22 protein-coding genes, 1 tRNA gene and 1 pseudogene are annotated in these 24592 nt (G+C 62.3%); 8 read left to right on the top strand and 16 right to left on the bottom strand.

The window, feature by feature from the left end; translation table 11 throughout:
* Positions 1-105 precede the first annotated feature (105 nt).
* Entirely contained in the window at positions 106-972 is an 867-nt protein-coding gene (locus KZX66_RS20930) for a LysR family transcriptional regulator (protein WP_248082992.1), read from the bottom strand.
* Between the two features lie 102 nt (positions 973-1074).
* Between KZX66_RS20930 and KZX66_RS20925 the strand changes: the two genes are divergently transcribed.
* Positions 1075-2244 (top strand): CynX/NimT family MFS transporter, encoded by a 1170-nt coding sequence (locus KZX66_RS20925; RefSeq protein WP_248082990.1) that lies wholly within the window; start codon positions 1075-1077, stop codon positions 2242-2244.
* Here KZX66_RS20925 and KZX66_RS20920 read toward each other — a convergent pair.
* Positions 2220-3305 (bottom strand): fatty acid desaturase, encoded by a 1086-nt coding sequence (locus KZX66_RS20920; protein WP_248082970.1) that lies wholly within the window; start codon positions 3303-3305, stop codon positions 2220-2222. The two genes, KZX66_RS20925 and KZX66_RS20920, sit on opposite strands and share 25 nt — an antisense overlap.
* 101 nt (positions 3306-3406) lie before the next feature.
* On the opposite strand from KZX66_RS20920, the gene KZX66_RS20915 reads away from it, so the two are divergent.
* The gene (locus tag KZX66_RS20915) at positions 3407-4411 is read left to right on the top strand and encodes an AraC family transcriptional regulator (protein ID WP_248082961.1); all 1005 of its coding nucleotides are present in this window, start codon (positions 3407-3409) and stop codon (positions 4409-4411) included.
* Between the two features lie 116 nt (positions 4412-4527).
* Here the strand turns inward: KZX66_RS20915 and KZX66_RS20910 are convergent, their stop codons facing one another.
* Entirely contained in the window at positions 4528-4893 is a 366-nt protein-coding gene (locus KZX66_RS20910; RefSeq protein WP_248082959.1) for a response regulator, read from the bottom strand.
* Positions 4894-4993: 100 nt separating this feature from the next.
* On the opposite strand from KZX66_RS20910, the gene KZX66_RS20905 reads away from it, so the two are divergent.
* A complete protein-coding gene (locus KZX66_RS20905; protein ID WP_248082957.1) occupies positions 4994-5467 on the top strand; it encodes a heme-binding protein in 474 nt (157 codons plus the stop codon).
* Positions 5468-5489: 22 nt separating this feature from the next.
* Positions 5490-5900, top strand: a complete 411-nt coding sequence (gene uraH, locus KZX66_RS20900) for a hydroxyisourate hydrolase (protein ID WP_248082955.1) — start codon at positions 5490-5492, stop codon at positions 5898-5900.
* On the opposite strand, the gene KZX66_RS20895 is transcribed toward uraH, so the two are convergent.
* A complete protein-coding gene (locus KZX66_RS20895) occupies positions 5895-6581 on the bottom strand; it encodes a Crp/Fnr family transcriptional regulator (RefSeq protein ID WP_248082953.1) in 687 nt (228 codons plus the stop codon). The two genes, uraH and KZX66_RS20895, sit on opposite strands and share 6 nt — an antisense overlap.
* 83 nt (positions 6582-6664) lie before the next feature.
* On the opposite strand from KZX66_RS20895, the pseudogene KZX66_RS20890 reads away from it, so the two are divergent.
* A pseudogene (locus KZX66_RS20890) lies at positions 6665-7159 on the top strand (Mpo1-like protein); the annotation flags it as partial.
* A 149-nt stretch (positions 7160-7308) separates the two neighbouring features.
* Here the strand turns inward: KZX66_RS20890 and KZX66_RS20885 are convergent.
* The 6 genes from KZX66_RS20885 to dibA form a co-directional block, all read right to left on the bottom strand.
* Positions 7309-8289 carry a sulfate ABC transporter ATP-binding protein gene (locus KZX66_RS20885; protein ID WP_248082951.1) on the bottom strand — a complete coding sequence of 327 codons (981 nt, stop codon included), beginning with the start codon at positions 8287-8289 and terminating at the stop codon, positions 7309-7311.
* 3 nt (positions 8290-8292) lie between these two features.
* Entirely contained in the window at positions 8293-9165 is an 873-nt protein-coding gene (gene cysW / locus KZX66_RS20880; protein WP_248082949.1) for a sulfate ABC transporter permease subunit CysW, read from the bottom strand.
* A gap of 13 nt (positions 9166-9178) precedes the next feature.
* The gene (gene cysT / locus KZX66_RS20875) at positions 9179-9997 is read right to left on the bottom strand and encodes a sulfate ABC transporter permease subunit CysT (protein WP_248082947.1); all 819 of its coding nucleotides are present in this window, start codon (positions 9995-9997) and stop codon (positions 9179-9181) included.
* Between the two features lie 76 nt (positions 9998-10073).
* Positions 10074-11084 carry a sulfate ABC transporter substrate-binding protein gene (locus KZX66_RS20870; RefSeq protein ID WP_248082945.1) on the bottom strand — a complete coding sequence of 337 codons (1011 nt, stop codon included), beginning with the start codon at positions 11082-11084 and terminating at the stop codon, positions 10074-10076.
* An 83-nt stretch (positions 11085-11167) separates the two neighbouring features.
* Complete coding sequence (gene oscA / locus KZX66_RS20865) at positions 11168-11350, bottom strand: sulfur starvation response protein OscA (protein ID WP_248082943.1); 183 nt, start codon at positions 11348-11350, stop codon at positions 11168-11170.
* Positions 11351-11581: 231 nt separating this feature from the next.
* Entirely contained in the window at positions 11582-13489 is a 1908-nt protein-coding gene (gene dibA, locus KZX66_RS20860; protein ID WP_248082941.1) for a phosphodiesterase DibA, read from the bottom strand.
* Positions 13490-13655: 166 nt separating this feature from the next.
* Between dibA and desA the strand changes: the two genes are divergently transcribed.
* Together desA and KZX66_RS20850 are read left to right on the top strand one after the other, a co-directional pair.
* Complete coding sequence (gene desA, locus KZX66_RS20855) at positions 13656-14837, top strand: delta-9 fatty acid desaturase DesA (RefSeq protein WP_248082940.1); 1182 nt, start codon at positions 13656-13658, stop codon at positions 14835-14837.
* A 186-nt stretch (positions 14838-15023) separates the two neighbouring features.
* On the top strand, positions 15024-16025 hold the full coding sequence (locus KZX66_RS20850) for a sensor domain-containing diguanylate cyclase (protein ID WP_248082939.1): 1002 nt from the start codon (positions 15024-15026) through the stop codon (positions 16023-16025).
* A 209-nt stretch (positions 16026-16234) separates the two neighbouring features.
* Here KZX66_RS20850 and gabT read toward each other — a convergent pair whose 3' ends face one another.
* Together gabT and gabD are read right to left on the bottom strand one after the other, a co-directional pair.
* Positions 16235-17512 carry a 4-aminobutyrate--2-oxoglutarate transaminase gene (gene gabT / locus KZX66_RS20845; protein WP_248082938.1) on the bottom strand — a complete coding sequence of 426 codons (1278 nt, stop codon included), beginning with the start codon at positions 17510-17512 and terminating at the stop codon, positions 16235-16237.
* Between the two features lie 182 nt (positions 17513-17694).
* Entirely contained in the window at positions 17695-19137 is a 1443-nt protein-coding gene (gene gabD / locus KZX66_RS20840; RefSeq protein ID WP_122513108.1) for an NADP-dependent succinate-semialdehyde dehydrogenase, read from the bottom strand.
* A 371-nt stretch (positions 19138-19508) separates the two neighbouring features.
* Between gabD and KZX66_RS20835 the strand changes: the two genes are divergently transcribed.
* Positions 19509-19585 (top strand) — tRNA-Arg (locus KZX66_RS20835).
* Positions 19586-19912: 327 nt separating this feature from the next.
* On the opposite strand, the gene glyA is transcribed toward KZX66_RS20835, so the two are convergent.
* The 4 genes from glyA to KZX66_RS20815 are packed head-to-tail and all read right to left on the bottom strand — an operon-like array spanning position 19913 to position 24487.
* The gene (gene glyA, locus KZX66_RS20830; RefSeq protein ID WP_248082937.1) at positions 19913-21178 is read right to left on the bottom strand and encodes a serine hydroxymethyltransferase; all 1266 of its coding nucleotides are present in this window, start codon (positions 21176-21178) and stop codon (positions 19913-19915) included.
* 26 nt (positions 21179-21204) lie between these two features.
* The gene (locus KZX66_RS20825) at positions 21205-22386 is read right to left on the bottom strand and encodes an aspartate aminotransferase family protein (protein WP_248082936.1); all 1182 of its coding nucleotides are present in this window, start codon (positions 22384-22386) and stop codon (positions 21205-21207) included.
* Between the two features lie 29 nt (positions 22387-22415).
* A complete protein-coding gene (locus tag KZX66_RS20820; protein WP_248082935.1) occupies positions 22416-23255 on the bottom strand; it encodes a YggS family pyridoxal phosphate-dependent enzyme in 840 nt (279 codons plus the stop codon).
* Positions 23255-24487 (bottom strand): benzoate/H(+) symporter BenE family transporter, encoded by a 1233-nt coding sequence (locus KZX66_RS20815; RefSeq protein WP_248082934.1) that lies wholly within the window; start codon positions 24485-24487, stop codon positions 23255-23257. Before KZX66_RS20815 ends, KZX66_RS20820 begins: the two co-directional genes overlap by 1 nt.
* Between the last annotated feature and the right edge of the window lie 105 nt (positions 24488-24592).

The raw sequence follows: 24592 nt of genomic DNA, 5'->3' as shown, positions 1-24592 counted from the left end.
AACAAATATGAAACTCAGATGGAAAAGGCCGCACACAGACCAACACGCGAAACGCGCACACACGCCAGTCCGGTTTTTTCGAGACTTTACGACCCTGCAAACTTGTCAGTCGAGGCAGGGCTCGACCGGGCTGTTTGCACACAAATCGAACAGTTCAGCCTGCAGGCACTGTCCCGCAGCGCTCAGGCCGCCGCGGGCATACAACGCCAGGCGCACGCCTTGCACCGCAGGCAAACCAGTTTGCGGACCGAGCTCCACGTGCTCGGCCTGCACCACCCGGCGCGGCAATAAACTCACGCCCAACCCCGCCGCCACCGCCGAACACACACTGGCCAGACTCGCGCTGGAATAGCCGATGCGCCAGCGCCAGCCGGCCACTTCCAGATGTTGCAGCATTTCATTGCGGTACAGGCCGCCCACGGGGAAGGCCACCAACGGCAGCGGGTCGCGGCCCAGGGAGGGCGTGCTGCGGCTGTCGACCCAACACAACGGCTCGGGCCACGAGGCCAGACAGTCGTCGCTGTCGCCCATCTGCTTGACCAGCAGCACATCGAATTCGCCGTTCCGGTATTGGCGTTGCAACGCAGGGCCGAGCCCGCTGGTGACCTCCAGGCGCACCCGTGGATAGGCGCGCACAAACGCCGACAACAAGGGCATCAGGCGCTGCGCCGCAAAGTCTTCCGGCACCCCCAGGCGCAGCACGCCGTCGCTCTGCTGGTTGATCAGCACGTCGGCGGCCTCCTCGTGCAGCGCCAGAATGCGCCGTGCATACGCCAGCAAGCGTTCACCCTCAACGGTCGCGACCACGCGACGTTGGTCGCGGTCGAGCAACTGACACGCCAGAACCTGCTCCAGGCGGCGGATCTGCTGGCTGACGGTGGATTGGGTCAAGTACAGGCGCTCGGCGGCACGGGTGAAATTGCCGCAATCGGCCACGGCGACAAAGCTTCGGAGCAACACGGGATCGAACATAGTCATTCCATTTGCCACTGGCGGGCATGGTTATATTTAATTTCAGAATACCTGTGACGCTGGCCATACTCACGCCTCATTTACTCATCGCAAGAGCGCTGCATGACCCTCAATAAATCCCTCGCCGGCTGGGGCCTGCTGGTGGTGCTGGGCCTGAACCTGCGACCAATCCTGAGCTCCATCAGCCCGCTGCTGGGCGAGATCCGCCAGGCCACCGGCCTGAGTTTCCAGAGCAGCGCCCTGCTCACCAGCCTGCCGGTGGTGTGCATGGGTCTGGTGGCATTGGTGGGCGTGCGCGTGGAAGCGCGCCTGGGCGAGCGCCGTGGCATTGCGCTGGGCTTGGTGATGATTCTGCTGGCGTGCCTGGCGCGCTGGCTGATGGGCCAGGGCGCGGCGCTGCTGGTCACGGCATTGCTCGGCGGCGCCGGCGTGGCGCTGATCCAGGCGTTGGTGCCGGCGATGATCAAGCGCGAATTCCGTCATCGCGTGCCGGTGGCGATGGGCGTGTACTCTGCCTCGCTGATGGCCGGGGGTGGTCTGGCGGCGCTGCTCAGCCCGTTGGTGGCCAACCATTTCCAGCAGTGGCAGGCAGGGTTGGGCGTGTGGCTGTTGCCGGCGCTGGGCGCCTTGTTGCTGTGGGTCTGGCTACCGCTGGGCGCGGCAAAAAACCCACAGGTTGTGCCCGCCTTCGAAGGCCTGCGCAACCGTCGCGCGTGGCTGCTGGCGCTGTATTTCGGGTTGGTGAACTGCGGCTATATGAGCCTGGTGGCGTGGCTGCCCGCGTACTATCAGCAGTTGGGTTGGGGCGTGCTGCCCAGCGGCTCACTGCTGGCATTCATGACGATCTTCCAGGTGCTTGCCGCGCTGTTGATGCCGGTGCTGGCGCAACGCGGTGTCGACCGTCGGCCGCTGCTGGGCATCAGTCTGCTGGCGCAGACCATCGGCTACCTCGGCCTGCTGCTGGCGCCGCTGCAATTTCCCCATTTGTGGGTGGCGTTGTGCGGTTTCGGCCTCGGCGCGTGTTTTGCCCTGAGCCTGCTGCTGACCCTCGACCACCACCGCGACCCTCGCCAAGCCGGGCAACTGGCGGCCTTTGTGCAAGGCGTGGGCTTTTTGATCAACGCGATTTCCCCGTGGATGACCGGCTGGCTGCGCGAACTCACCGGCAGCTTCGCCAGCGCCTGGGTGGTGCTGACGGTGACCGCGCTGGCGATGCTGGTGGTGACGCGGGTGTTCAGCCCTGTTACCTATCGCACTGCGCCTGCTCTATAGGCAGGCGCCGACCGGGCATCGTCCGGCGGCGGAAAACCCAGCCGATTGGCCCGCGCAAACGTCCCGAAATCATTGAAGCGCACGCCCATCTCAGCCATGACCTTATGCGCCACCCTGGCGCTCATCTGGCGGATGTAAAACGGCTCCTTCACCACAAAATGGTGAATCCCGTGGGTGCTGCCAAAGTTGAAGCAGAACGCCTGCAACGGCCACAGCCACCACGGGTTGAGCACCTGGGTCTGCTGGATCACATTGCCCAGCTCCACATCACCGTAGTAATGCATGTTGGAGCTGACAAAGTGCAGGCAAAACGTGCGCAGCACATTGGGACCGATGATCACCACGGCGGCGATGTCGATCACGTGCATCACCTGCAAGGTGTCGGCGGACCAGTCGATCGGCGCGCCCAGCAGGCTGGCGATGCCATTGGCGGCGTGGAAGCCGAGGAACACGTACCACGCGCCCCAGTGCAGCAGCGCCAGCGGTGCGTAAACCAGCAGCGCGCGTTTGAGGATCTTGAATTTATGGCCCCAGGTCTTGGCTCGCAGCATGCGAATGAACGCCGACATCACGTTGTCGCCCACCATCAGCAACCGTGCGAAGCCCCAGGGCTCGCCGTTGGTGATTGCGCGCTCTTCCATATCGGCCTCGGTGCCGGAGACCTTGTGGTGGTTGAGGTGCAGGTGGCGGCGGATCCACGGGTTGATCGTGCTCGGCCGCGCCAGCCACACCAGGCCCATCATCACGTTGTGGGGCAGGCGCTGTTTGCGAAAGTACATGCTGTGGATCAGGTCGTGTTCCAGCTCATGGGTCAATGAGGCCAGGAAGGCGTTAAGCAGCAGGCACGCCCACCAGGCCATGTGGCCGCCGATGTACAGCGCCGCCGAGCCGATCATGCCGATCAGCGCAAAGGCCAGGATGCCCGCGCCCAGGGCGTCCTGATGCCGCAACCACGAGTGTTGCCGGCGCAAACGCACGCCTTCGGCCAGCACCACCTCACGAATATGCGCCGAACGCTGTTGCGCGTTCATCTGCTGGGGACTTGCAGAAGTACCGTCCATGCTCCCATCCTCTTGTTCATCAAGGGTTACATCCTGCCCCAGGCCATCGCGCAGGACGCTAGCCCCACACGCCAACCTGTTGACTGCAAGCGCCAATCGCCATGACCGAACCCACGTCCCTCGCCAGCTGGACCCGTGCCCTGCGCAAGCAGCTCGACGCCCTGGGCCTCGACAGCGCCGCGCTGTGCCATGAGGCCGGGCTCGACCCGCAGCAGATGGACGACCCTAACGCGCGCTACCCGCTGTCGGCCACCACGCGCCTGTGGGCGCTGGCGGTGCAGGCCAGCGGCGATCCGGCGATCGGTTTGCGGGTGTCGCGGTTTGTCAGCCCCACCACCTTTCATGCGTTGGGCTATGCGCTGGTGGCCAGCGGCAGTCTGCGCGAGGTGTTCGAACGCATCGTGCGCTATCACCAGGTGGTCAGTGATGCCTTGACGCTTGAACTGACACGCGACGGCGAGCGCTACCGCTTTCGTCTGTTGCAACCCCAGGGCAGCCCGGCGCCGGCGCTGGAAGCCATCGATGCGTTTGCAGCAATCTATGTGCGCACCTGCCGTAACCGCCTGGGCCGGGATTACGCGCCACTGGCCGTGCATTTGCGCCGCCCGCAACCGGTCGACCCCACGCCGTGGCACACGGTGTTCCGCGCACCGGTCAATTTTGGCGCGGTGGAGGACTGCCTGGAATTTGCAGCGCAGGACTTCGACAGCCACCTGGACGACGCCAACCCGGAGCTGGCCGAGCACAACGAGACGGTCCTCAAACGCACCCTTGCCCAACTGCAACCGCTGACCTGGGAGCGCAAAGTGCGTGCGGCGATCGAGGCGCAATTGCCCGACGGCGAGCCAAGCGCCGAACGGGTTGCCCAGGCGCTGCATGTAAGCCTGCGCAGCGTCCAACGGCACTTGGCCGATGAGGGATGCCGGTTCGACGCGCTGCTCAATGAATGCCGACAGAACCTGGCATTGCAGCATTTGCGCGACCCGCAGTGCTCATTGGCCGAAATCAGCCATTTGCTGGGGTTTGCCGATACCAGCAGTTTTAATCGGGCGTTCAAGCGCTGGACGGGAATGACGCCGGGGCAGTTCCGGGAAGGATCGCGGTAGGCGTATGCGCAGTGGTTGTGAGGGCTTTTTCGCGAGCAAGCCCGCACATTTTGGATGCATATCCTATGGGCTTGCTCGCGAAAGCGATGGTTCAGGCAATGAACCTGTCCGGTCAATCAGCGCCCACGATCACGCCGCAATAACTTTCTCACCCGCGCCACCAGGGCCTTGGCATCAAACGGCTTGAGCAGATAGTCCTCCTCGTGCAACTCCAACCCGCGCAGGCGATCTTCGATCCCGCCCGGCGTGGTCAAGAACAGCACCGGGGTGTCCCCGCGCTGCCGAATCGCCTGCTGCAACTTCCAGGCGTTCAAGCCGGGCAGCATCACGTCCAGGATCACCAGGTCGTACTCGGTGCTTTCCACAAAGCGCTGCGCCGCCATGCCATTGGCTGCGACTTCCACGCCGAAACCGGCCTCGCTCAAGCCTTGGGCCATGAGCTGCGCCAGTTGCGGCTGGTCTTCCACTAACAACACCTGCATGGTTTACCTCTGGGTTTGATTACAAACCTGTCATCAAATTGTGCGGTTTCTGACCCCGTTCACTGGCTAGGGTAGCGGCCTGTTTTCCGGAGTCGTCACTATGTCCCGCCTTGTCTTGCTTTTAAGCCTTGCTGTCTGCACCAGCGCGCTGGCCGCACCGCCACTGCCGCGCCATGCCGACCTCGATTTAAACACCGCGCGCCAACTGGCCGATGCCAGCCTTAGCCACTGCAGTGCGGCACTGACCGTCCTGGATCGCGGCGCCAACCTGCTGCTGAGCCTGCGCGCCGACGGCGTTGGCCCGCACAACAGCATCGCGAGCCAGCGCAAAGCCTACACGGCGCTGTCGACCAAAACCCCGACACGACTGTTCGCCGAACGCGCGCGCAATAGCCCCGAGGCCGCCAACCTTAACAGCTTGCCCGAGTTGCTGTTGCTCGGCGGCGGCGTGCCGCTGTTTGCCGATGCCGAACTGGTGGGTGCACTGGGCATTGCCGGTGCCGGCGGCGCCGCGCAGGACGAAGCCTGCGCCGTACAAGCCGCCGAGCAACTGGGCCTGAAAACCTCTCTTTGATACCAACCGAAAGGACCTCACGATGAAAACCCTCAGCATGACCCTCGCCGCCCTGAGCCTAAGCGGCCTGTGCAACCTGGCCCTGGCCGCCGGCAACCCCTTGAGCGTACACGTGCTCAACCTGGAAAACGGCCTGCCATCGGCCGGTGTCAGTGTCACCCTGGAGCAACAGGTGGGCGATCAATGGCAGTCGCTGTCCGAAGGCGTCACCAACCAACAGGGACGCATCGCCGAACTGTTCCCCGCCAACCGCAGCATGACGCCGGGTGAGTATCGCGTGGTGTTCAAGACCGGCGACTACTACAAAAAGGCCAACCGCGAGACGTTCTTCCCCGAAGTGCCGGTGATTTTCCAGGTCAAACAGGCCGACCAGCATTACCACATCCCGTTGTTGCTCAGCCCGTACGGTTTCTCGACGTATCGCGGTTCATAGGCCCGCGGCCTGCTGCAGGCTTTTGAGATCGAGTATCTCAATCGCGCCATAGCTCAAGCCGATGATGCCCTGTTGCTCCAGCGCCTTGAGCAGACTGTTGGTGGTCTGGCGCGACAGGCCCAACATCGCCGCCAGGTCTTCCTGAGGCAGTTGCAGGGTGTGGCGCGCCTGGTCGATTTCGCCGTAGCCTCGGGCGATCATCAGCAGCCGATGGGCCAGGCGCGCCGACGCGGGCATCAGGCTCATCTGTTCGATATTGATCAACGACAGGCGCAGCTTGTGGCTCATCAACAAGGCCACATCACGCCAATACGCCGGTTGGTGTTCAAGGATGTCGAGCATGGCCGCCTGCGGCACCTGCAACAGCGTGCACGGCCCCGAGGCCTGGGCATCGTGGGTGCGCGGCAGGTTGTCGAACAGGCAAATCTCCCCGAACCAGTAGGGTGTTTCCACCAGGCTCAACACCGCTTCCTTACCCTGGGCGTTCACGGCACTGATGCGCACCGCGCCATCCAGCACCGCGTACAGCCCACAGGGCGGGTCGCCGCGCTTGAACAGGAACTGGCCCGCCGTCAGCACGCGCAACCGCGCGGCCGCCAGCAAGCGACGCTGTAGATCGACAGGCAGATGACTGAACCAATGGCCGCTGGCCAGACGGGCATGCCACTTCTCTGCATCCATGGGAACTCCGAAGATTGTCGCCCAGCTGACAGTCAGGCGCTGGCTGACAGGGCATGATCAAACATCCTACAGGAGGAACAACAATGAAAAGCCTCGTCGACCACCTCAGTCAATACGCCGCCTACCACCGCGACCCGCGCAATATCGCCAGCCACTTCATTGGCATCCCCTTGATCGTCGTCGCCGTGGCCGTGCTGCTGTCGCGCCCTGAATGGGCGATGGGTGGCCTGTGGATTTCACCGGCAGTGATCGTGGCGCTGCTGTCAGCGTGGTTTTACCTGCGCCTGGAACTGGCGCTGGGCACACTGATGAGCGTGCTGATGGGCTTGTCGGTATGGGCCGGGCACGTGCTGGCCGCGCAAGACACTCTGGTCTGGCTGAGCAGTGGCGTGGGGATGTTCGTGGTGGGCTGGGTGATTCAGTTTGTCGGGCACTACTACGAAGGCAAGAAACCCGCGTTTGTGGACGATGTATCGGGGTTGATCGTGGGGCCGTTGTTTGTGGTGGCGGAAGTCGCGTTTTTGCTGGGATTGCGGCATGAACTTAAAGAGCAGATTGAGGCGCGGTCCGGCCCGGTAGAACGCCGCGATCTGAAGCCGAGCCAGCTCCCACATGATCGTTCCCACGCTCTGCGTGGGAATGCAGCCCAGGACGCTCCGCGTCCCAAAGCGTGACGCAGAGCGTCACAAGAGGCGTTCCCACGCAGAGCGTGGGAACGCTCGGAGGGTCAGGCTTTTTGCCAGACCTTGGGCTTGAAGAACAGGGTCTCGCCCCGCGCCAGGCCGGTCAGGCTGTCGTGGTCTTTCACCACTTCGGCTTCGATCAGCTCGGGCTGGCCTTCGACCTTGAGCGTCACCCGCGTGGTCGCGCCCAGTGGGCGAATATCCCGCACTTCGGCCGCGTGGTGGTCTTCCAGTTCATGGCGCGACAACGACACTTCGTGGGGGCGGAACAACACGTGTTTGTCTTCGCCCAGGTGCAGGCGGTTGGAGTCGCCCAGGAAGTGGTACACGAAGTCACTGGCCGGGTTTTCGTAGACATCACCCGGTGAGCCGATCTGCTCGATCACCCCTTTGTTCATCACCACAATACGGTCGGCGACTTCCATGGCCTCTTCCTGGTCGTGGGTCACGAACACCGAGGTCAGGTTGATGTCTTCGTGCAAGCGCGCCAGCCAGCGGCGCAGTTCTTTACGCACCTTGGCATCGAGCGCGCCGAACGGTTCGTCCAGCAGCAGCACTTTGGGTTCCACCGCCAGGGCGCGGGCCAGGGCGATACGTTGGCGCTGGCCGCCGGAGAGTTGTTCCGGGTAACGGTCGGACAGCCAATCGAGCTGCACCATGTTCAGCAGTTCGTGAACCTTGGTCGCGATCTGGCTCTCGGTGGGCCGCTGGTTTTTCGGTTTCATGCGCAGGCCGAAAGCGACGTTGTCGAACACGCTCATGTGGCGGAACAGCGCGTAATGCTGAAACACAAACCCGACGTTGCGATCACGCACATCGTGGCCGGAGACGTCTTCACCGTGGAACACGATGCTGCCGTCATCCGGAGTTTCCAGGCCGGCGATGATGCGCAGCAAGGTGGTCTTGCCGCAGCCGGAAGGGCCCAGCAACGCCACCAGCTCGCCACTCTGGATGTCCAGATTGATGCTGTTCAGGGCCTTGAAGGCGTTGAAGTTCTTGCTGACATTACGGACTTCGATCGACATGACTTATTCCTCACCGGCGCTGTTGCGCAGGCGGTTGATACGGTTCTCGCTCCACTGCTTGAGCAGCAGGATAAAGAGCGCCAGGATCAGCAACAGGCTGGCCACCGCAAACGCGGCCACGTGGTTGTATTCGTTGTAGAGAATCTCGACGTGCAGCGGCAGGGTATTGGTGACGCCGCGAATGTGGCCGGACACCACCGATACCGCGCCGAATTCCCCCATGGCCCGCGCGGTACACAGCACCACGCCGTAGATCAGGCCCCACTTGATGTTCGGCACGGTCACATGCCAGAACATCTGCCAGCCATTGGCGCCGAGCAGGCGTGCGGCCTCCTCTTCCTGGGTGCCCTGCTCCTGCATCAGCGGGATCAGTTCACGGGCCACGAACGGCACGGTGACGAAGATGGTCGCCAGCACAATGCCCGGCAGGGCGAACACGATCTGAATGTCATGCTCCTGCAGCCATGGGCCGAAGAAACCTTGCGCGCCGAACATCAGCACGTACACCAGGCCCGCGATCACCGGCGACACCGAAAACGGCAGGTCGATCAGCGTCACCAGGATGCTCTTGCCACGGAACGAGTACTTGCTCACGCACCATGCAGCACTCACCCCGAACACCAGGTTGAGCGGCACCGAGATCAGCACGGCGATCACCGTGAGTTTCAGCGCCGACAACGCGTCGGGCTCAAGGATCGCGCTGAAGAAAGTACCCAGGCCGTTCTTCAGGCCCTGGGACACCACGATAAACAGCGGCAGCAACAGGAACAGAAAGAACACCAGCCAGCCAAGGCCGATCAGGATGCGTCGCGACACGGCGCTGCCACGTCGGGCGGCGTTGGCCGAGGACGCGGCGGAAATAGACGATTGGGACATGTTCCGCGCCTCCTTATGGACGTTCGATGCGCCGCTGCAGCAAGTTGATCAGCAGCAGCAATACAAAGGAAACCACCAGCATCAACACCCCAATGGAGGTGGCGCCGCGGTAGTCGTACTGGTCGAGTTTGACCATGATCAGCAACGGCAGGATCTCGGTTTTCATCGGCATGTTGCCCGCGATGAAAATCACCGAACCGTACTCGCCTACACCACGGGCAAACGCCAGGGCGAAGCCGGTCAGCCAGGCGGGCAGCAGCGCCGGCACGAGGATGTAGCGGAACACCTGCAACGGCTTGGCGCCCAGACAGGCAGCGGCTTCTTCGACTTCACGTGGGATATCGGCGAGCACCGGCTGCACCGTGCGCACCACGAACGGCAGGGTGACGAAGGTCAGCGCCAGCGTGATGCCCAGTGGCGAATAAGCGATCTTGAAGCCCAGGTCGGCGGCGAACTGGCCGACCAGGCCGTTAGGCGCATACAGCGCGGTCAAGGCAATACCGGCCACGGCGGTGGGCAGGGCGAACGGCAGGTCGATCATCGCATCGATGATCTTGCGGCCGGGGAAGGTGTAGCGCACCAGCACCCAGGCCAGCAGCGTGCCGATCACGCCGTTGATCAGCGCGGCGTACAACGCGGTGCTGAAGCTCAGTTTCAAGGCCGCCAGCACACGCGGTGCGGAAATGATGGCCCAGAACTGATCCCAGGTGAGTTGAGCCGCGTGGACGAACATCGCCGCCAGGGGGATGAGTACGATCAGGCTGAGGTACACGACGGTGTAGCCCAGCGTCAGCCCGAAGCCGGGTATGACGGGGGAAATACGACGCGACATAAGAGTCCTTGGTTAGCGGAACTGACACACAAAACCCGCAGGTGAATGCGGGCTTCGTGGGTGTGTGTTTCTCGGCTTACTGCGCCGTATAGATCTGGTCGAACACGCCACCGTCGTTAAAGAATTTCGGTTGGGCAGTTTTCCAGCCGCCGAAGTCTTTGTCGATAGTCACCAGGTCCAGTTTGGGGAACTGCTGGGCGTATTTGGCGGCTACTTTTGCATCGCGTGGACGGTAGAAGTTTTTCGCCGCAATCTCCTGGCCAGCCGGGCTGTACAGGTGTTTCAGGTATTCGGTTGCGATCTCGGTGTTGCCCTTCTTCTCGGCGTTCTTGTCGACCACCGCCACTGGCGGCTCCGCGAGGATCGACAGGGACGGAACGACGATATCGAACTTGTCGGCGCCGCCGTCTTCCTTGAGCGCCAGGAACGCTTCGTTTTCCCAGGCCAGCAACACGTCACCCTGACCGTTGTTGACGAAGGTAATGGTCGAGCCGCGCGCGCCGGTGTCGAGGATCGGCACGTGCTTGAACAGCTCTTTCACGTACTCCTGAGCCTTGGCTTCGCTGCCGCCGGCTTTGAGGCCGTAAGCCCACGCGGCGAGGAAGTTCCAGCGCGCACCGCCGGAGGTTTTCGGGTTAGGGGTGATCACCGACACGTCCTTTTTAATCAGGTCGCCCCAGTCCTTAATGCCTTTAGGGTTGCCCTTGCGCACCAGGAACACGATGGTCGAGGTGTACGGGGTGCTCGCATCCGGCAGGCGGGTCTGCCAGTTTTCCGGCAAGGTCTTGCCCAGTTTGGCGATTTCGTCGATGTCACCAGCCAGGGCCAGGGTCACGACGTCGGCGCGCAGACCGTCGATCACCGCCCGGCCCTGCTTGCCCGAACCACCGTGGGATTGCTGGATCTTGACGTTGTCGCCAGGGTGGGACTGTTTCCAGAATTGGGTGAACTCTGCGTTGTAGTCCTGGTACAGCTCACGCGTCGGGTCGTACGAGACGTTGAGCAACTCGTAGTCCTTGGCAACGGCGGAACCGGCAAACACGGCACTGGCCAGCGCGGCCAGGGCATAACGGCGAATCGACGACATGGAAGGCTCCTGAGAATTCTTGGGTGTTGGCTTGTTCTTATCGTTACGGGTCTATCGAGTGACGGGGCTGTCGCCGTCAATGCTCAGCCCGGTTTGTTCGCCGGGTTCTGCAAACGGAATTTTTCCTTGCGCTCGATCTGCACCACTTGGGCGTTGTGCACGGTGATTTCCACCGCGCCGAAGCGCAGATCGCGCAGGGCGCTCTGGATTTCACGCAAAATGGCTGCTTCGTCCTGGCCGTCGACGCTACGTAGGGATGCGCTCATGGTCTCGCTCCTGAGATGAAGGGTGCCTCGCAGTGGTGGCACTGCTTGCGGCGTGAGAGCGATAGTAGATAAGCGCGGATATTCTTAAAAATACTATTTAAGAATGTTTATATAACCAGAATGAATTTTCTGAAGGGCATGGGGTTGCAAAGGGATAATCGCCAAGATCAGCCCTTGAGAAGACCCAATGGGGGAGCGAGCAAGCCCTCACAGTTTGCTCGTGTTTCAAGCTCAGATGGCGGGGGCTCGTGACCAATCAAGCTCTTCGGCCGGCATCGGCCGTCCAAACCAGTAGCCCTGGCCCATGTCGCAGTCCTGCTCCAACAAAAAGCGCGCCTGCTCCACCTGCTCGATGCCCTCGGCGTGCACCTGCATGCCCATGCTTTTGGCCAGGGCGATAACCACGCGCACAATCGCAGCGTCGTCTTCGTCCCACGGCAGGCCGGCGACAAAACCCTGGTCGATCTTGAGCTTTTGCACCGGCAAGCGCTTGAGGCGCAGCAACGAGGAATAGCCGGTGCCAAAATCATCGATGGCCAGGCGCAAGCCCAGTTCGCGCAGGCGATGCAGTTGCTCCAAAGCGACTTCGGGGTCTTCCATCACCGCGCTTTCGGTGACTTCCAACTCAAGGAAGGCCGGGTCCAGGCCGGTCTCGTGGAGCACCTGCGCGACTTGCTCGTAGAGTTCGCGCCGCGCGAACAGGCGGCTGGACACGTTGAGCGCAATAAACTTCAGCGGCGCGCCGTCGGCCAGCCATTGGCACATCTGCCAGCACGCCTGGTGCATGACCCACGCGTCAATATCGGCAATCAGGCCGGTACGCTCGGCGATGGGGATGAACTCGCACGGCGGCACCAGCCCGCGTTCCGGGTGCTGCCAGCGCACCAGGGCTTCGACGCCGACCAGGCGGCTGCCGTGCAGGTCGTGCACCGGCTGGTAGTAAACGCGCAGCTCCTGCTGGTCGAGGGCGCGACGCAGTTCGCTGGCGATCTCTACACGGTTCTGCGCGTGGGCCGTGAGTTCTTCGGTGTACAAGGCGAAGCCTTCGCGGCCCACACTTTTGGCTTTGAACAACGCGGAGTCGGCATTGCGCAGCAGTTGCTCGGCGCTCAGCGCATCGCTGGGGAACAGGCTGATGCCGATGCTGGCGCTGATAAACAGCTGGTGACCGTCAAAAATGAACGGCTGTTTCATCACATCCAGCATGCGCTGTGCCAGCGCGGCGGCCTGCACCACTTGTGAACAACTTTCCGCGAGCACCGCGAACTCGTCCCCACCCAGGCGCGCCAGTGTCACGCCGGGGCCAAGCAAGCCCTGGAGCCGTTCGCCCGCCAACTTGAGCAATTGGTCGCCGACGTTATGACCCAGGCTGTCATTGATGATCTTGAAGTGGTCCAGGTCCAGCAACAGCAGGGCGCAGCCGCGTTTATGCAGTTGCGCCGAAGCCAGGGCCTGCTCGGCGCGGTCGGTGAAGAGCAAGCGGTTGGGCAGGTCGGTCAGCGGGTCGTGGTGAGCCAGGTGCGCCAGTTCGTGCTCGGAATTCTTGATGGCGCTGATATCGGAAAACACCGCAACGTAATGGCTGAGGTCGCCATGATCATCGTGAATCACCCGGATGGTTTGCCACTGCGGATAAATTTCGCCGCTTTTGCGGCGGTTCCAGATTTCACCGCTCCATTCACCGTCGCGCGCCAGGGTCTGAAACATCTGCTGGTAAAAACTCGACGAATGGCGACCGGATTTGAACAGGCTGGGCGGCTGGCCCATGACCTCCTCACCCTGGTAGCCGGTGATCGCCATAAAGGCCCGATTTACATGCACGATCAAGCCTCGGGCATCCGTGACCAGCACCCCTTCGCGCGTGCAATCGAACACAGCAGCGGCCTGACGCAGACGTTCGCGGTTTTCCTTCAGGGGTTGCTGCAGCTGGCTGGCCGCGGCAAATCGGGCGCTCATCAGGTAAATCACCAGAGCGCTGGCCATTACCCACAGATAACCGCGCACCTGCAGCCACAGGGTAAGAGCGCTCGGGTTATCGATAAACTCGATCAATAAGTAGCCTGTGAGACCCATCCAGGCCACCGAAACCAGCAGGTATACCAGCCCCGCACGCAGGGCACCTCGGTATGAAAACAGCATATGGCCAGTATTCCTTACCTAAAGAACAGAATCGTCCTACAAAGGTCGGGGATTATAGGATAAGAAACATCCAGTCACTTCTATCTGAAAGGGCGGCTGGTTTTCTCTGCAGGCTTAGTGATAATGCGTGAGCTGGTTTTTTCTTTATCTGAGGGCCATACAGCCTATGTGGTACAACGGTTTTCTTGACCTGTCAGCCTGGCAACTGGTGGCAGTCACTCTGTTGATGACCCACGTGACCATCGTTGGCGTCACGGTTTATCTGCATCGCTATTCAGCCCATCGCTCCCTGGAGCTCAATGCCGGCCTGAAACACTTCTTCCGCTTCTGGCTGTGGCTGACCACGGCGCAGAACACCCGCGAGTGGACCGCCATCCACCGCAAGCACCACGCCAAATGCGAGACCGTCGATGACCCGCACAGCCCGGTGATCAAAGGCCTGTCCACCGTGTTACGCAAAGGTGCCGAACTGTACCGCGCCGAAGCGGAAAACCCGGAAACCCTGCGCATCTACGGCAAGAACTGCCCGGACGACTGGATCGAACGCAACCTGTACACGCCCTACCCGCTGCTGGGCGTGGCGATCATGGGCGTGATCGACCTGCTGCTGTTCGGCACCATCGGCATCACCATCTGGGCCATCCAGATGATGTGGATACCGTTCTGGGCCGCCGGCGTGATCAATGGCCTGGGGCATGCCGTGGGCTATCGCAATTTCGAATGCCGTGATGCCGCCACCAACCTGGTGCCGTGGGGCATCATCGTCGGTGGCGAAGAGCTGCACAACAATCACCACACCTATCCCAACTCCGCGAAACTGTCGGTGAAAAAATGGGAATTCGACCTGGGTTGGGCGTGGATCAAACTGTTCAGCTTCCTGCGCCTGGCCAAGGTGCAGCGCGTGGCGCCGATTGCGCATCGCGTCGAGGGCAAAGGCCATCTGGACATGGATACCGCCATGGCGATTCTCAACAACCGCTTCCAGATCATGGCCCAGTACCGCAAGCTGGTGATCGGCCCACTGGTCAAGCAGGAGCTGGAAAAAGTCGATCACTCGGTGCGCCACCAGTTCCACCGCGCCAAGCGCCTGCTGTCGCGGGAAACCAGCCTGTTGGATGACCGTCATCACCTGCGCATCCAAGGCATGCTGGAGCATAGCCAGGCCCTGAAAGTGATCTATGAAAAGCGCCTGGCGCTGCAGCAGATCTGGCTCAAGACCAGCTCCAATGGCCACGACATGCTGGCGGCGATCAAGGAATGGGTACACGAGGCCGAAGCCAGTGGCATCCAGTCCCTGCGCGACTTCGCCCATCAGCTGAAAACCTATTCGCTACGCCCCGCGGCCTGACTGCGCTGTGGGAGGGTACGCCCTCCCACAGCATCTTTTTGGCGTCATTTACCGGGCGCCGCTAATCGACCCCGTTGACGGAACTTCGACGCAATTAGCCTCTCTCAAGGAACACTTCGCCATCATGGTGACCCCTTGTTGTGACCGCTGCTCCATCCTGCGGCGCGCCCAGAGAGAGTTGTGCCGATGGTTCACGAAAAACCCCACTTACCGGATCCGCCCGTCGCTGAAACTCAGCGCCCCACGGCGGCTGCAACCCTGCTGGCGTTGGTGCATGCCCAGGGCGAAGTCGAGCGCCTGAGTGAGCGCGAGCAGCTCCTCAGTTCGCTGCTGGTAAGTGTGAATGCGGTGCTCTGGGCCATCGATTGGGAGACCCGCCGCGTGCTGTACGTGAGCCCGGCATACGAGCGGATATTTGGACGTGCTGCCGGCCTGCTGCTCGCCGACCATCGGGAATGGCGCAACAGCATTCACCCCGAAGACCTCGACTACGCCGAAAAAAGTCTGGCCCGCGTACTGGAGCGAGGTGCCGTGGAAGACCGCGAGTACCGCATCATCACCGCCGACGGTCAGATCCGCTGGTTGAGCGACAAGTGCTACATCAATCAGCAGGTCGAGCCGGGCGAACCGTTGATTGTGGTCGGCATGGCCGAAGACATCACCGAAAAGAAGCAGCTCGAGCTTGAGTTGCACCGCCTGGCCACCACCGACGTGCTCACCCAGAGCAGCAACCGCCGGCACTTCTTCGAATGCGCCAACCATGCCTTCGACAGCGCGTGCGCCCAAGGCACGCCGCTGGCCTTCCTCCTGCTGGACATCGACGACTTCAAGGACATCAACGACACCTACGGCCACCTGGAGGGCGACCAGGTGCTGCGGCGCATCGCCGAGAGCGGTCGAGGGGTGCTGCGCCGTGGCGACCTGTTCGGGCGCATTGGCGGCGAAGAGTTTGCCGCGGTACTGCCTGGCTGTGCGCCGGAGATGGCCCTGCAAGTGGCTGAACGCCTGGGCAAAGAGATTCAGGCGCTGAGCTTCAGCTACGAAGGCCAGGCGTTCGGTGTGACCATCAGCCAGGGCCTGGCCAGCCTCACCGAAGCCGACGCGACCCTGGACAGCCTGTTCGCGCGCGCCGATACCGCCATGTACGAGGCCAAGCGCCTGGGCAAAAACCGCGTGGTCGCCGGCTGACGCCAGCCTTTGCAACGTGCATCAGCTCCGCCAACCCCACCGTTCAGCGTCCAACACCAACATGCGCGCCAAGCCGCCGAGTGAACAAAAAAAAACCGCATCAGCGGTTTTTTTATTCACGGGCGGTTTCTTTGAGCTGCAAGCTCGAAGCTGCAAGCGGCAAGCTCGTCACCCCTTGCAGCTTGTCGCTTGCAACTGCAGCCTGCCGCTTAAAGCTCTGCGAAGCACTCTTCGATGATCGCCAAGCCTTTGTCCAACTGCTCGTCCGGCGCCGTCAGCGGGACCAGTACGCGCAACACGTTGCCGTAGGTGCCGCAGGACAGCAGGATCAGGCCCTTGTCACGCGCCTTGGCCACCACAGCGGCAACGGCCGCGGCGTTTGGCTTGTGGGTGTCGCCGTCGTCGAACAGCTCGACGGCGATCATCGCGCCCAGGGCACGCACGTCACCGATCACCGGGTACTTGGCCTGGATCGCCTTGAGGCCAGTCACCAGATGCTCGCCAACCGCCTTGCAGCGGTCCAGCAAGTGCTCTTCTTCGAACACCTCCATCACCGCCAGGGCCGCGGCGCAGGCGATCGGGCTACCGGCGTAGGTGCCGCCCAGGCCACCTGGGGCAATGGCGTCCATGTATTCAGCCTTGCCGCACACACCGGCCAGCGGGAAGCCGCCAGCGATGGATTTGGCGAAGGTGGTCAGGTCGGCGGCAACGCCCATCTGCTCCATGGCGAAGAACGTGCCGGTGCGGCCGGCGCCAGTCTGCACTTCGTCGGCGATCAGCAGGATGCCGTGCTTGTCGCACAGTTCGCGCAGGCGCTTCATGAACGACTTGGGCGCCACGTAGAAACCGCCCTCGCCCTGCACCGGCTCGATGATGATCGCCGCAATATCACGCGGCTCGGCATCGTTCTTGAAAATGCGTTCGATGCTGGCGATGGAGTCGTCATCGCTCACACCGTGCAGCTCGTTCGGGTACAGCGCACGGAACACGCCGCCGGGCATCAGGCCCATGCCGGCCGAGTACGGCACGACTTTACCGGTAAGACCCAGGGTCATCATGGTGCGGCCGTGGTACGCGCCGGTGAAGGCGATCACGCCGGCACGGCCAGTGGCGGCACGCGCGATTTTCACGGCGTTTTCCACCGCTTCGGAACCGGTGGTGACCAACAGGGTTTTCTTGGCGAAGTCACCTGGGACCTTGGCGTTCACCTTCTCGCACACTTCTACGTAAGGCTCGTAGGCCAATACCTGGAAGCACGTGTGGGTCAGCTTGTTCAGTTGCTCGGTCACGGCCTTGATGATTTTCGGGTGCACGTGGCCGGTGTTCAGCACGGCGATACCGCCGGCGAAGTCGATGAACTCGCGACCTTCAACGTCGGTCACGGTGGCGTTCTTCGCGGAGTCGGCGAAGATCGGGTGAATCTGGCCAACACCGCGCGGTACAGCGGCTTCGCGGCGTTTCATCAGGGAAGCGTTGGTCTTGCTCATAAAGTCCTCATTCGCCACTCATCGGGTGGCGCAGCTCAAGGAATACGTGGCGGGAGGCAACTACGGCAGCATGCGATGATCGACTGCCACAGCTTTCCCGGCCACTACGAATAACGTCTTGAAACACGCAAAGGGTCAGCGCTCTCGTGCCCTTTGCGTTTACAGCGATGCCTGACCGGGGCTTAGATGCCCAGGCAGAGGTATTTGATTTCCAGGTAATCCTCGATCCCGTACTTGGAGCCTTCACGGCCCAGGCCCGAGGCCTTGATGCCGCCGAACGGCGCCACTTCGTTGGAGATCAACCCGGTGTTGACGCCGACCATGCCGTATTCCAGGGCTTCAGCCACACGGAATACACGGCCCAGGTCGCGGGCATAGAAGTACGAGGCCAGCCCGAACTCGGTGTCGTTGGACATCGCGATCACTTCGGCTTCGTCCTTGAACCGGAACAGCGGCGCCAGTGGGCCAAAGGTTTCTTCCTTGGCCACGGCGGCGTTTTTCGGCACGTCGACCAGGATGGTCGGCTCGAAGAAGTTGCCTTCCATCACCTTGCCACCGGCCAACAACTTGGCGCCTTTGCTCAGGGCATCAGCGATGTGTTCCTGAACCTTGGCCACGGCCTTCTCGTCGATCAGCGGACCCGTGGTGGTGCCGTCTTCCAGACCGTTGCCGATCTTGAGTTTGGCCACGGCCACTTTCAGCTTCTCGGCGAACGCGTCGTACACCGAATCCTGGATGTACAGACGGTTGGCGCAAACGCAGGTCTGGCCGTTGTTGCGGTACTTGGAGATGATCGCGCCTTCGACGGCCTTATCCAGGTCGGCGTCGTCGAACACGATGAACGGCGCGTTGCCGCCCAGCTCCAGGGACACTTTTTTGATGTCCTTGGCGCACTCAGCCATCAACTGGCGACCGATTTCGGTCGAGCCGGTAAAGGACAATTTACGCACGATAGGGTTGCTGGTCAGCTCACCGCCGATGTCGCCGGCGCTGCCGGTGACCACGCTCAGCACGCCTTTAGGGATACCGGCGCGGTGCGCCAGCTCAACCAGGGCGAGGGCCGAGAACGGGGTTTGCGACGCTGGCTTGATCACCATGGTGCAACCGGCGGCCAGGGCCGGGCCGGCCTTACGGGTGATCATCGCCGCGGGGAAGTTCCACGGCGTGATGGCGGCGGTCACGCCGATTGGCTGCTTGATCACGATCAGGCGCTTGTCGGGCTGGTGGCCGGGGATCACGTCACCGTAGATGCGCTTGGCTTCTTCGGCGAACCACTCGATAAAGGACGCGGCGTAGACGATTTCGCCCTTGGCCTCGGCCAGCGGCTTGCCTTGTTCGAGGGTCATCAAGCGACCGAGGTCGTCCTGGTTTTCGATCAGCAGTTCGAACCAACGGCGCAGCTTGTTGGCGCGCTCCTTGGCGGTGAGTGCACGCCAGGCCGGCAGGGCCTTGTCGGCGGCTTCGATGGCGCGGCGGGTTTCTGCGGCGCCCATCTTTGGCACGGTACCGAGAATTTCGCCCGTGGCCGGGTTGTTGACCTTGATGGTCTGACCATTGTCCGCATCGACCCAAGCACCATCGATAAAGGCTTGCTGGCGGAACAATTGGGCATCTTTAAGCTGCATGTCGGCTTTCCTTAACAGCACCGCGCGCACGCGGAGCGAATTAGAGTTGTTGAAAGGCGCCTTGTGGGCTGCCGTCAGGGAAATCAGCCCCAGCACGCAAGCATAAAGTCATCGCGCACGGGAGACAGAGCGTTTGAAATCTCAAACGAATCCTAGGATCAATGGGGGTACAGGGCAATAGCCTGTTCGAAAAAAAGAACGAAAACCGTGCAATTGCCGGAACTTTCAGATCAGCGTGATTAGGGCACGTTCCACCGCCTTGACAGACGGCGCCCGACCCAGGGCCTTTGCACAGCCCATTCCTACGCGCAAACGCCGGAAGAGCGGCATGGACGCCCAAGGTCGACATGGGTATGATGTCGCCCGCACAAGCATCCGTAGCTCAGCTGGATAGAGTACTGCCCTCCGAAGGCAGGGGTCGTGGGTTCGAATCCCGCCGGGTGCACCATATAGCAGTCTCGGGCTGTCTTAGACAGTCTACGAAACACCCCAAGAAGCCCGCCCCGTGCGGGCTTTGTTGTTTCACGGACCTCAGCCTCTCCTTTGAAAAGCCTAAGCCACAGCCCATTTGAAACGAGGGTGCTACCCCGCTCGGGGATGCTGATCACATTCTCAATATCGCCACCGAAGCGCTTTAAGAGCAGTCCGTTACGAACCTCTCCGGCAGATCATCACGACGCACCCACTCCCCCGATCGAACGCCTGATAAAGCTGGAAGCAGTCCTTTTCGACAAAGAAGTGAATCAGGGGCCGTCCACACGGCCCCCCAAACCAGTCAGCGATAAACCGGATAACGCCGGCACAGTGCGACAACCTGTTCGCGCACGTGGTGGCCGACCCTGTCACTGTCGCCATATTCCAGGGCGTCGAGTACGTCGCACAACCACCCTGCCACTTGCTCGCAGGCCTCGACCCCGAAGCCCCGCGTCGTCACCGCCGGGCTGCCGATGCGCAGGCCGGAGGTCACGAAGGGTGAGCGTGGGTCATTCGGCACCGAGTTTTTATTCGCGGTGATGTAGGCGCTGCTCAATGCCGCATCGGCGTCCTTGCCGGTGTAGGGCTTGTCGGACAGATCGATCAGCATCATGTGGTTGTCGGTTCCGCCCGAGACTATCTTGTAGCCGCGTTTTTGCAGCACAGCGGCCATGGCGCGGGCGTTGATCACCACTTGGGTCTGGTAGACGCGGAACTCGGGCGTCAGCGCTTCCTTGAACGCCACGGCCTTGGCTGCAATTTGGTGCATAAGCGGGCCGCCCTGCACGCCGGGAAACACTGCCGAATCGAGTTTCTTGTAGAAGGCTTCGTCCTGGCCTTTCGACAGAATCAAACCGCCCCGTGGGCCGCGCAGGGTTTTGTGCGTGGTGCTGGTGACCACATGCGCGTGGGGCAGCGGGTCCGGGTATTCGCCAGCGGCGACCAGCCCGGCGACGTGGGCCATGTCGACCCAGAATATGGCGCCGACCTTGTCGGCGATGGTGCGCATGCGTGCCCAGTCCTTGTAGCGCGAGTACGCCGAGAAGCCGCCGATCAACATTTTCGGGCGCGTCTGCAGGGCTATTCGTTCCATCTCGTCGTAGTCGAGAAACCCGGTTTTCGGGTCCAGCCCGTAGGGCACGATCTTGTAATGCCGGCCCGAAAAGTTCGCCGGGTTACCGTGGGTCAGGTGGCCGCCCTGGGCCAGGTTCATGCCCATCACCGTGTCACCGGGGTTGATCAATGCGAGGAACACCGCCGCGTTGGCCTGCGCACCCGCGTGAGGCTGCACGTTGGCGTAGTCGCAGTTGAACAGGGTCTTGACCCGCTCAATCGCCAGCCGCTCGGCGACATCAACGTATTCACAACCACTGTAGTAGCGCTTGCCGGGATAGCCCTCGGCGTACTTGTTGGTGAGTACCGTGCTCTGGGTCTGCATGACCAGCGGGCTGGCGTAGTTCTCCGACGCGATCAGCTCAATGTGGTCTTCCTGGCGATGCGCTTCGTTATGAATCGCCTCACGCAGTTCAGGGTCGAAAGCATCCAGGGTGAGCGTTGAGTCGTACATGGTGGGGGCGTCCTTGGTTAACAAATTCAAACAGCGGGCGACAGCAGGCGAATGACACGTGCGGCGATCTCGTCGATCTGTGTGTCATCGCAGATCAGTGCGGGCAACAGGCGCACGGTGGTGCCACGGGTGACGGTGATCAGCAGGCGTTGTTCTTCACGGGCGCGGTCGACCAGCTCGCCGCACGGGCGGTTGAGTTCGACGCCGACCATCAAGCCGATACCACGAATGGCCACCACCTCGGGATGGTTACCCAGCGCCAGCTTGAGCGCGGCCAGCAGGCGTCGGCCGCTGGCGGCGGCGCGTTGTGGCAGGTGCTCACGCTGCATGATGTCCAGCACCGTGCACCCCACACGGCAGGCCAGCGGGTTACCGCCAAACGTGGACGCATGATGACCGGGAGAAAACAGCTCGGCGGCCTTGCCCCGCGCCAGGCATCCGCCTATCGGGTAGCCGTTGCCAAGCGCCTTGGCCAGGGTGATGACATCCGGCTCGATGCCCGCGTGTTGAAAGCCAAACCAGGCGCCGGTGCGGCCCATGCCGGTTTGCACTTCATCAATCATCATCAACCAGTCGTGTTCATCGCACAGGGCGCGCACCCCTTGCAGGTAGCCCGCGAACGCCGCATGCACCCCACCCTCACCCTGCACCGGCTCGACCAGCACTGCAACGATGTTGGGTGACCGAGCCGCGACCGCCCGAATCGCCTCAATGTCGTTGTACGGCACGCGCACAAAGCCGGGCATCAACGGTTCGAAACCGACGTGCACCGCCGGGTTGCCGGTGGCCGCCAGCGTGGCGAGGGTGCGCCCGTGGAAGCTGTTGTCCATCACCAGCACCTGCGGCTGGGCCACGCCTCGAGCATGGGCGTGCAGCCGCGCCAGTTTCAGCGCGGCTTCATTGGCCTCGGCGCCGGAGTTGCAGAAAAACGCGCGCTCCATGCCGGACAACAGGCACAACCGCTCGCCTAGTTGCTCCTGCCACGGGATGCGAAACATGTTGGTGGTGTGCAGCAACTGCGTGGACTGCTCGGCGATGGCGGCGGCAATTTCCGGGTTGGCGTGCCCCAGGCTTGTCACGGCCACGCCGGCGATGGCATCCAGGTATTCAACGCCGTCGGTATCCCACAGGCGAGCGCCCAGGCCTCGGCTGAACGAGACCGGCTGACGGGACGAGGTGTGCATCAGGTAAGCGGGTGCTGCGGACATTGCAGGCCTCCTATAGAGATCAATCAACGTTAAGGGGCGAGCGCCGGCAACTCGTCGCCGTTGCGCGGTCTGGCGTCGGCCGTAGGCCAGTAGTAGGCATCTGGCATGGCGCGGGCACCGAAGATGGCTTGGCCGACGCGTACCACGGTTGCCCCCTCTTCAATGGCAATTTCAAAGTCGCCCGACATGCCCATCGACAACGCCTGCAGCGACACGCCCTCGGGCACCTGCGCGAGCAAGCGGTCGCGCAATTCACGCAAGCGCACGAAGCAGGGGCGCACCCGCGCAACGTCGGCGCAAAACAGCGCCAGGGTCATCAGCCCGCGAACCCGCAGCGCCGGGAATGCCGGCAGGGCCGCGATGAACGCCGCCACATCCTCGGGAGCCAGGCCGTACTTGCTGGCTTCGCCCGAGGTGTTGACCTGCACGAACACATCCATCTGCCGACCTTCGAGCTGCAGGCGATGGTTCAGCACTTCGGCCACGCGCAGGCTGTCGAGCGCCTGGAATTCGCTGGCAAAACGCGCAACCTGCTTGGCCTTGTTGGTTTGCAGGTGGCCGATGACTGACCATTGCAGGTCGTGCAGGTCGCTCATGGCTTGCGCCTTGCGCTGGGCCTCCTGCACCTTGTTTTCGCCGAGCTGGCGGCAACCGGCGGCATAGGCCAGGCGCAGATGGGCTTCGTCGAAGGTCTTGCTGACCGGCAGCAACCGCACGGTGGCCGGGTCACGCCCGACGCGATGGCAGGCATCAATGATGCGTTGCTGCACAGCGGCAAGATTGCGACGAAAGTCCTCGACGCTGACCGCCTGCGGATAGCGACCGTGGTCGGCGTGGAGCGTGGTGAGGTGTTCGGCTTGCCCAGTCATCAGCGGGTCGCTCCCTTGGTGGTCACCGCAGTGGTTTTTTCACGATGTGGCAGTTGCCCATTGAGTACCGCATACGCCGCGAGGCCGATGAGCAAGCCCCAGAACGCGCCGCCAATGCCAAGCAAGGTGATGTTGGCGGCGCACGCCAGAAAGGTGATCAACGAGGCTTCACGGGATTTGACGTCCGCCATGGCATTGGCCAGGCTGCCGCCGATGGTGCCGAGCAGCGCCAGCCCGGCCAGGGTGGTAATGAACGTCGCCGGAAAGGCCATGAACACCGCCGCCAGGGTTACGCCAAAAATCCCCACCAGGATGTAGAACACCCCTGCCGCTACCCCGGCGATCCAGCGTTTGGAAGGGTCTTCGGACGCTTCCTTGCCGGTGCAGATCGCCGCCGTGATTGCCGCGATATTGAACGCATGGGAGCCGAACGGCGCCATCAGCAGCGAACCCAGCCCGGTCACGCTGAGAATCGGGTTGGCGCTGGTCTTGAAGCCGTCATTGCGCAGCACCAGCATGCCCGGCATGTACTGCCCTGTGAGGGTGATCAGAAACAGCGGCAACGCCACGCTCAGCAACGCATTGAGCGAGAACTCGGGCCGCGTGAATACCGGTGTGGCGAACGCCAGCGCCAGCCCGGAAAATTCCACCCGCCCCTGCATCAGCAAAAAACCCAGCCCCAGCACCAGAATGCCGACCACCGCGTAGCGTGCGCTCAAGCGCTTGAACACGATGTAGGCGCCGATCAACAGCCCCACCAACAGCGGGTCGACCGTCATGCTCGCGAATGCGCCGATGCCGAACTGCAAGAGAATGCCGCCCAGCAGGCCCGCCGCAACGCCAGGCGGGATCAGGCGCACAGCCCTTTCAAAATAGCCGGATACCCCCAGCAGCACGAACGCCGCCGCTGAGATCAAATACGCACCAATCGCCTCGGCGTAGGGTGTGGTCGCCAGGGCAACGATCAAGAACGCCGCCGCCGGGGTCGACCAGGCGGTGATGATCGGCTCGCGGCTCACCCAACTGAGGAACAGCCCGGTCACACCGACGCCAATCGACACCGACCAGACCCACGACGCCGTCAGCTCAGGGCTGAGGCCGGCCACCTTGGCGGCCTGGAACACCAGAATGAAGGTGCCGCCGTAATTGACGATCACCGAGATCAGCCCGGCAACCACCGGGTGCAACACATCCCGCAGACGCAGGGACGACTGGGATTGAGTAGAGGGCATAAGTCTTGGCTCCTTGCTGGACAATGGATCAGGCCGTGGCCAGGCGGCCATTTATAGCCGTTGAATGGTGGGGTTTGCCCCTACGCTTGCGCGCAGCAGACCAGA

The organism is Pseudomonas sp. EYE_354, from assembly GCF_023148575.1.
Taxonomy (GTDB): domain Bacteria; phylum Pseudomonadota; class Gammaproteobacteria; order Pseudomonadales; family Pseudomonadaceae; genus Aquipseudomonas.
Note: the sequence above shows the minus strand (reverse complement) of the source record. Positions and strands in the feature narration are given on the sequence as shown.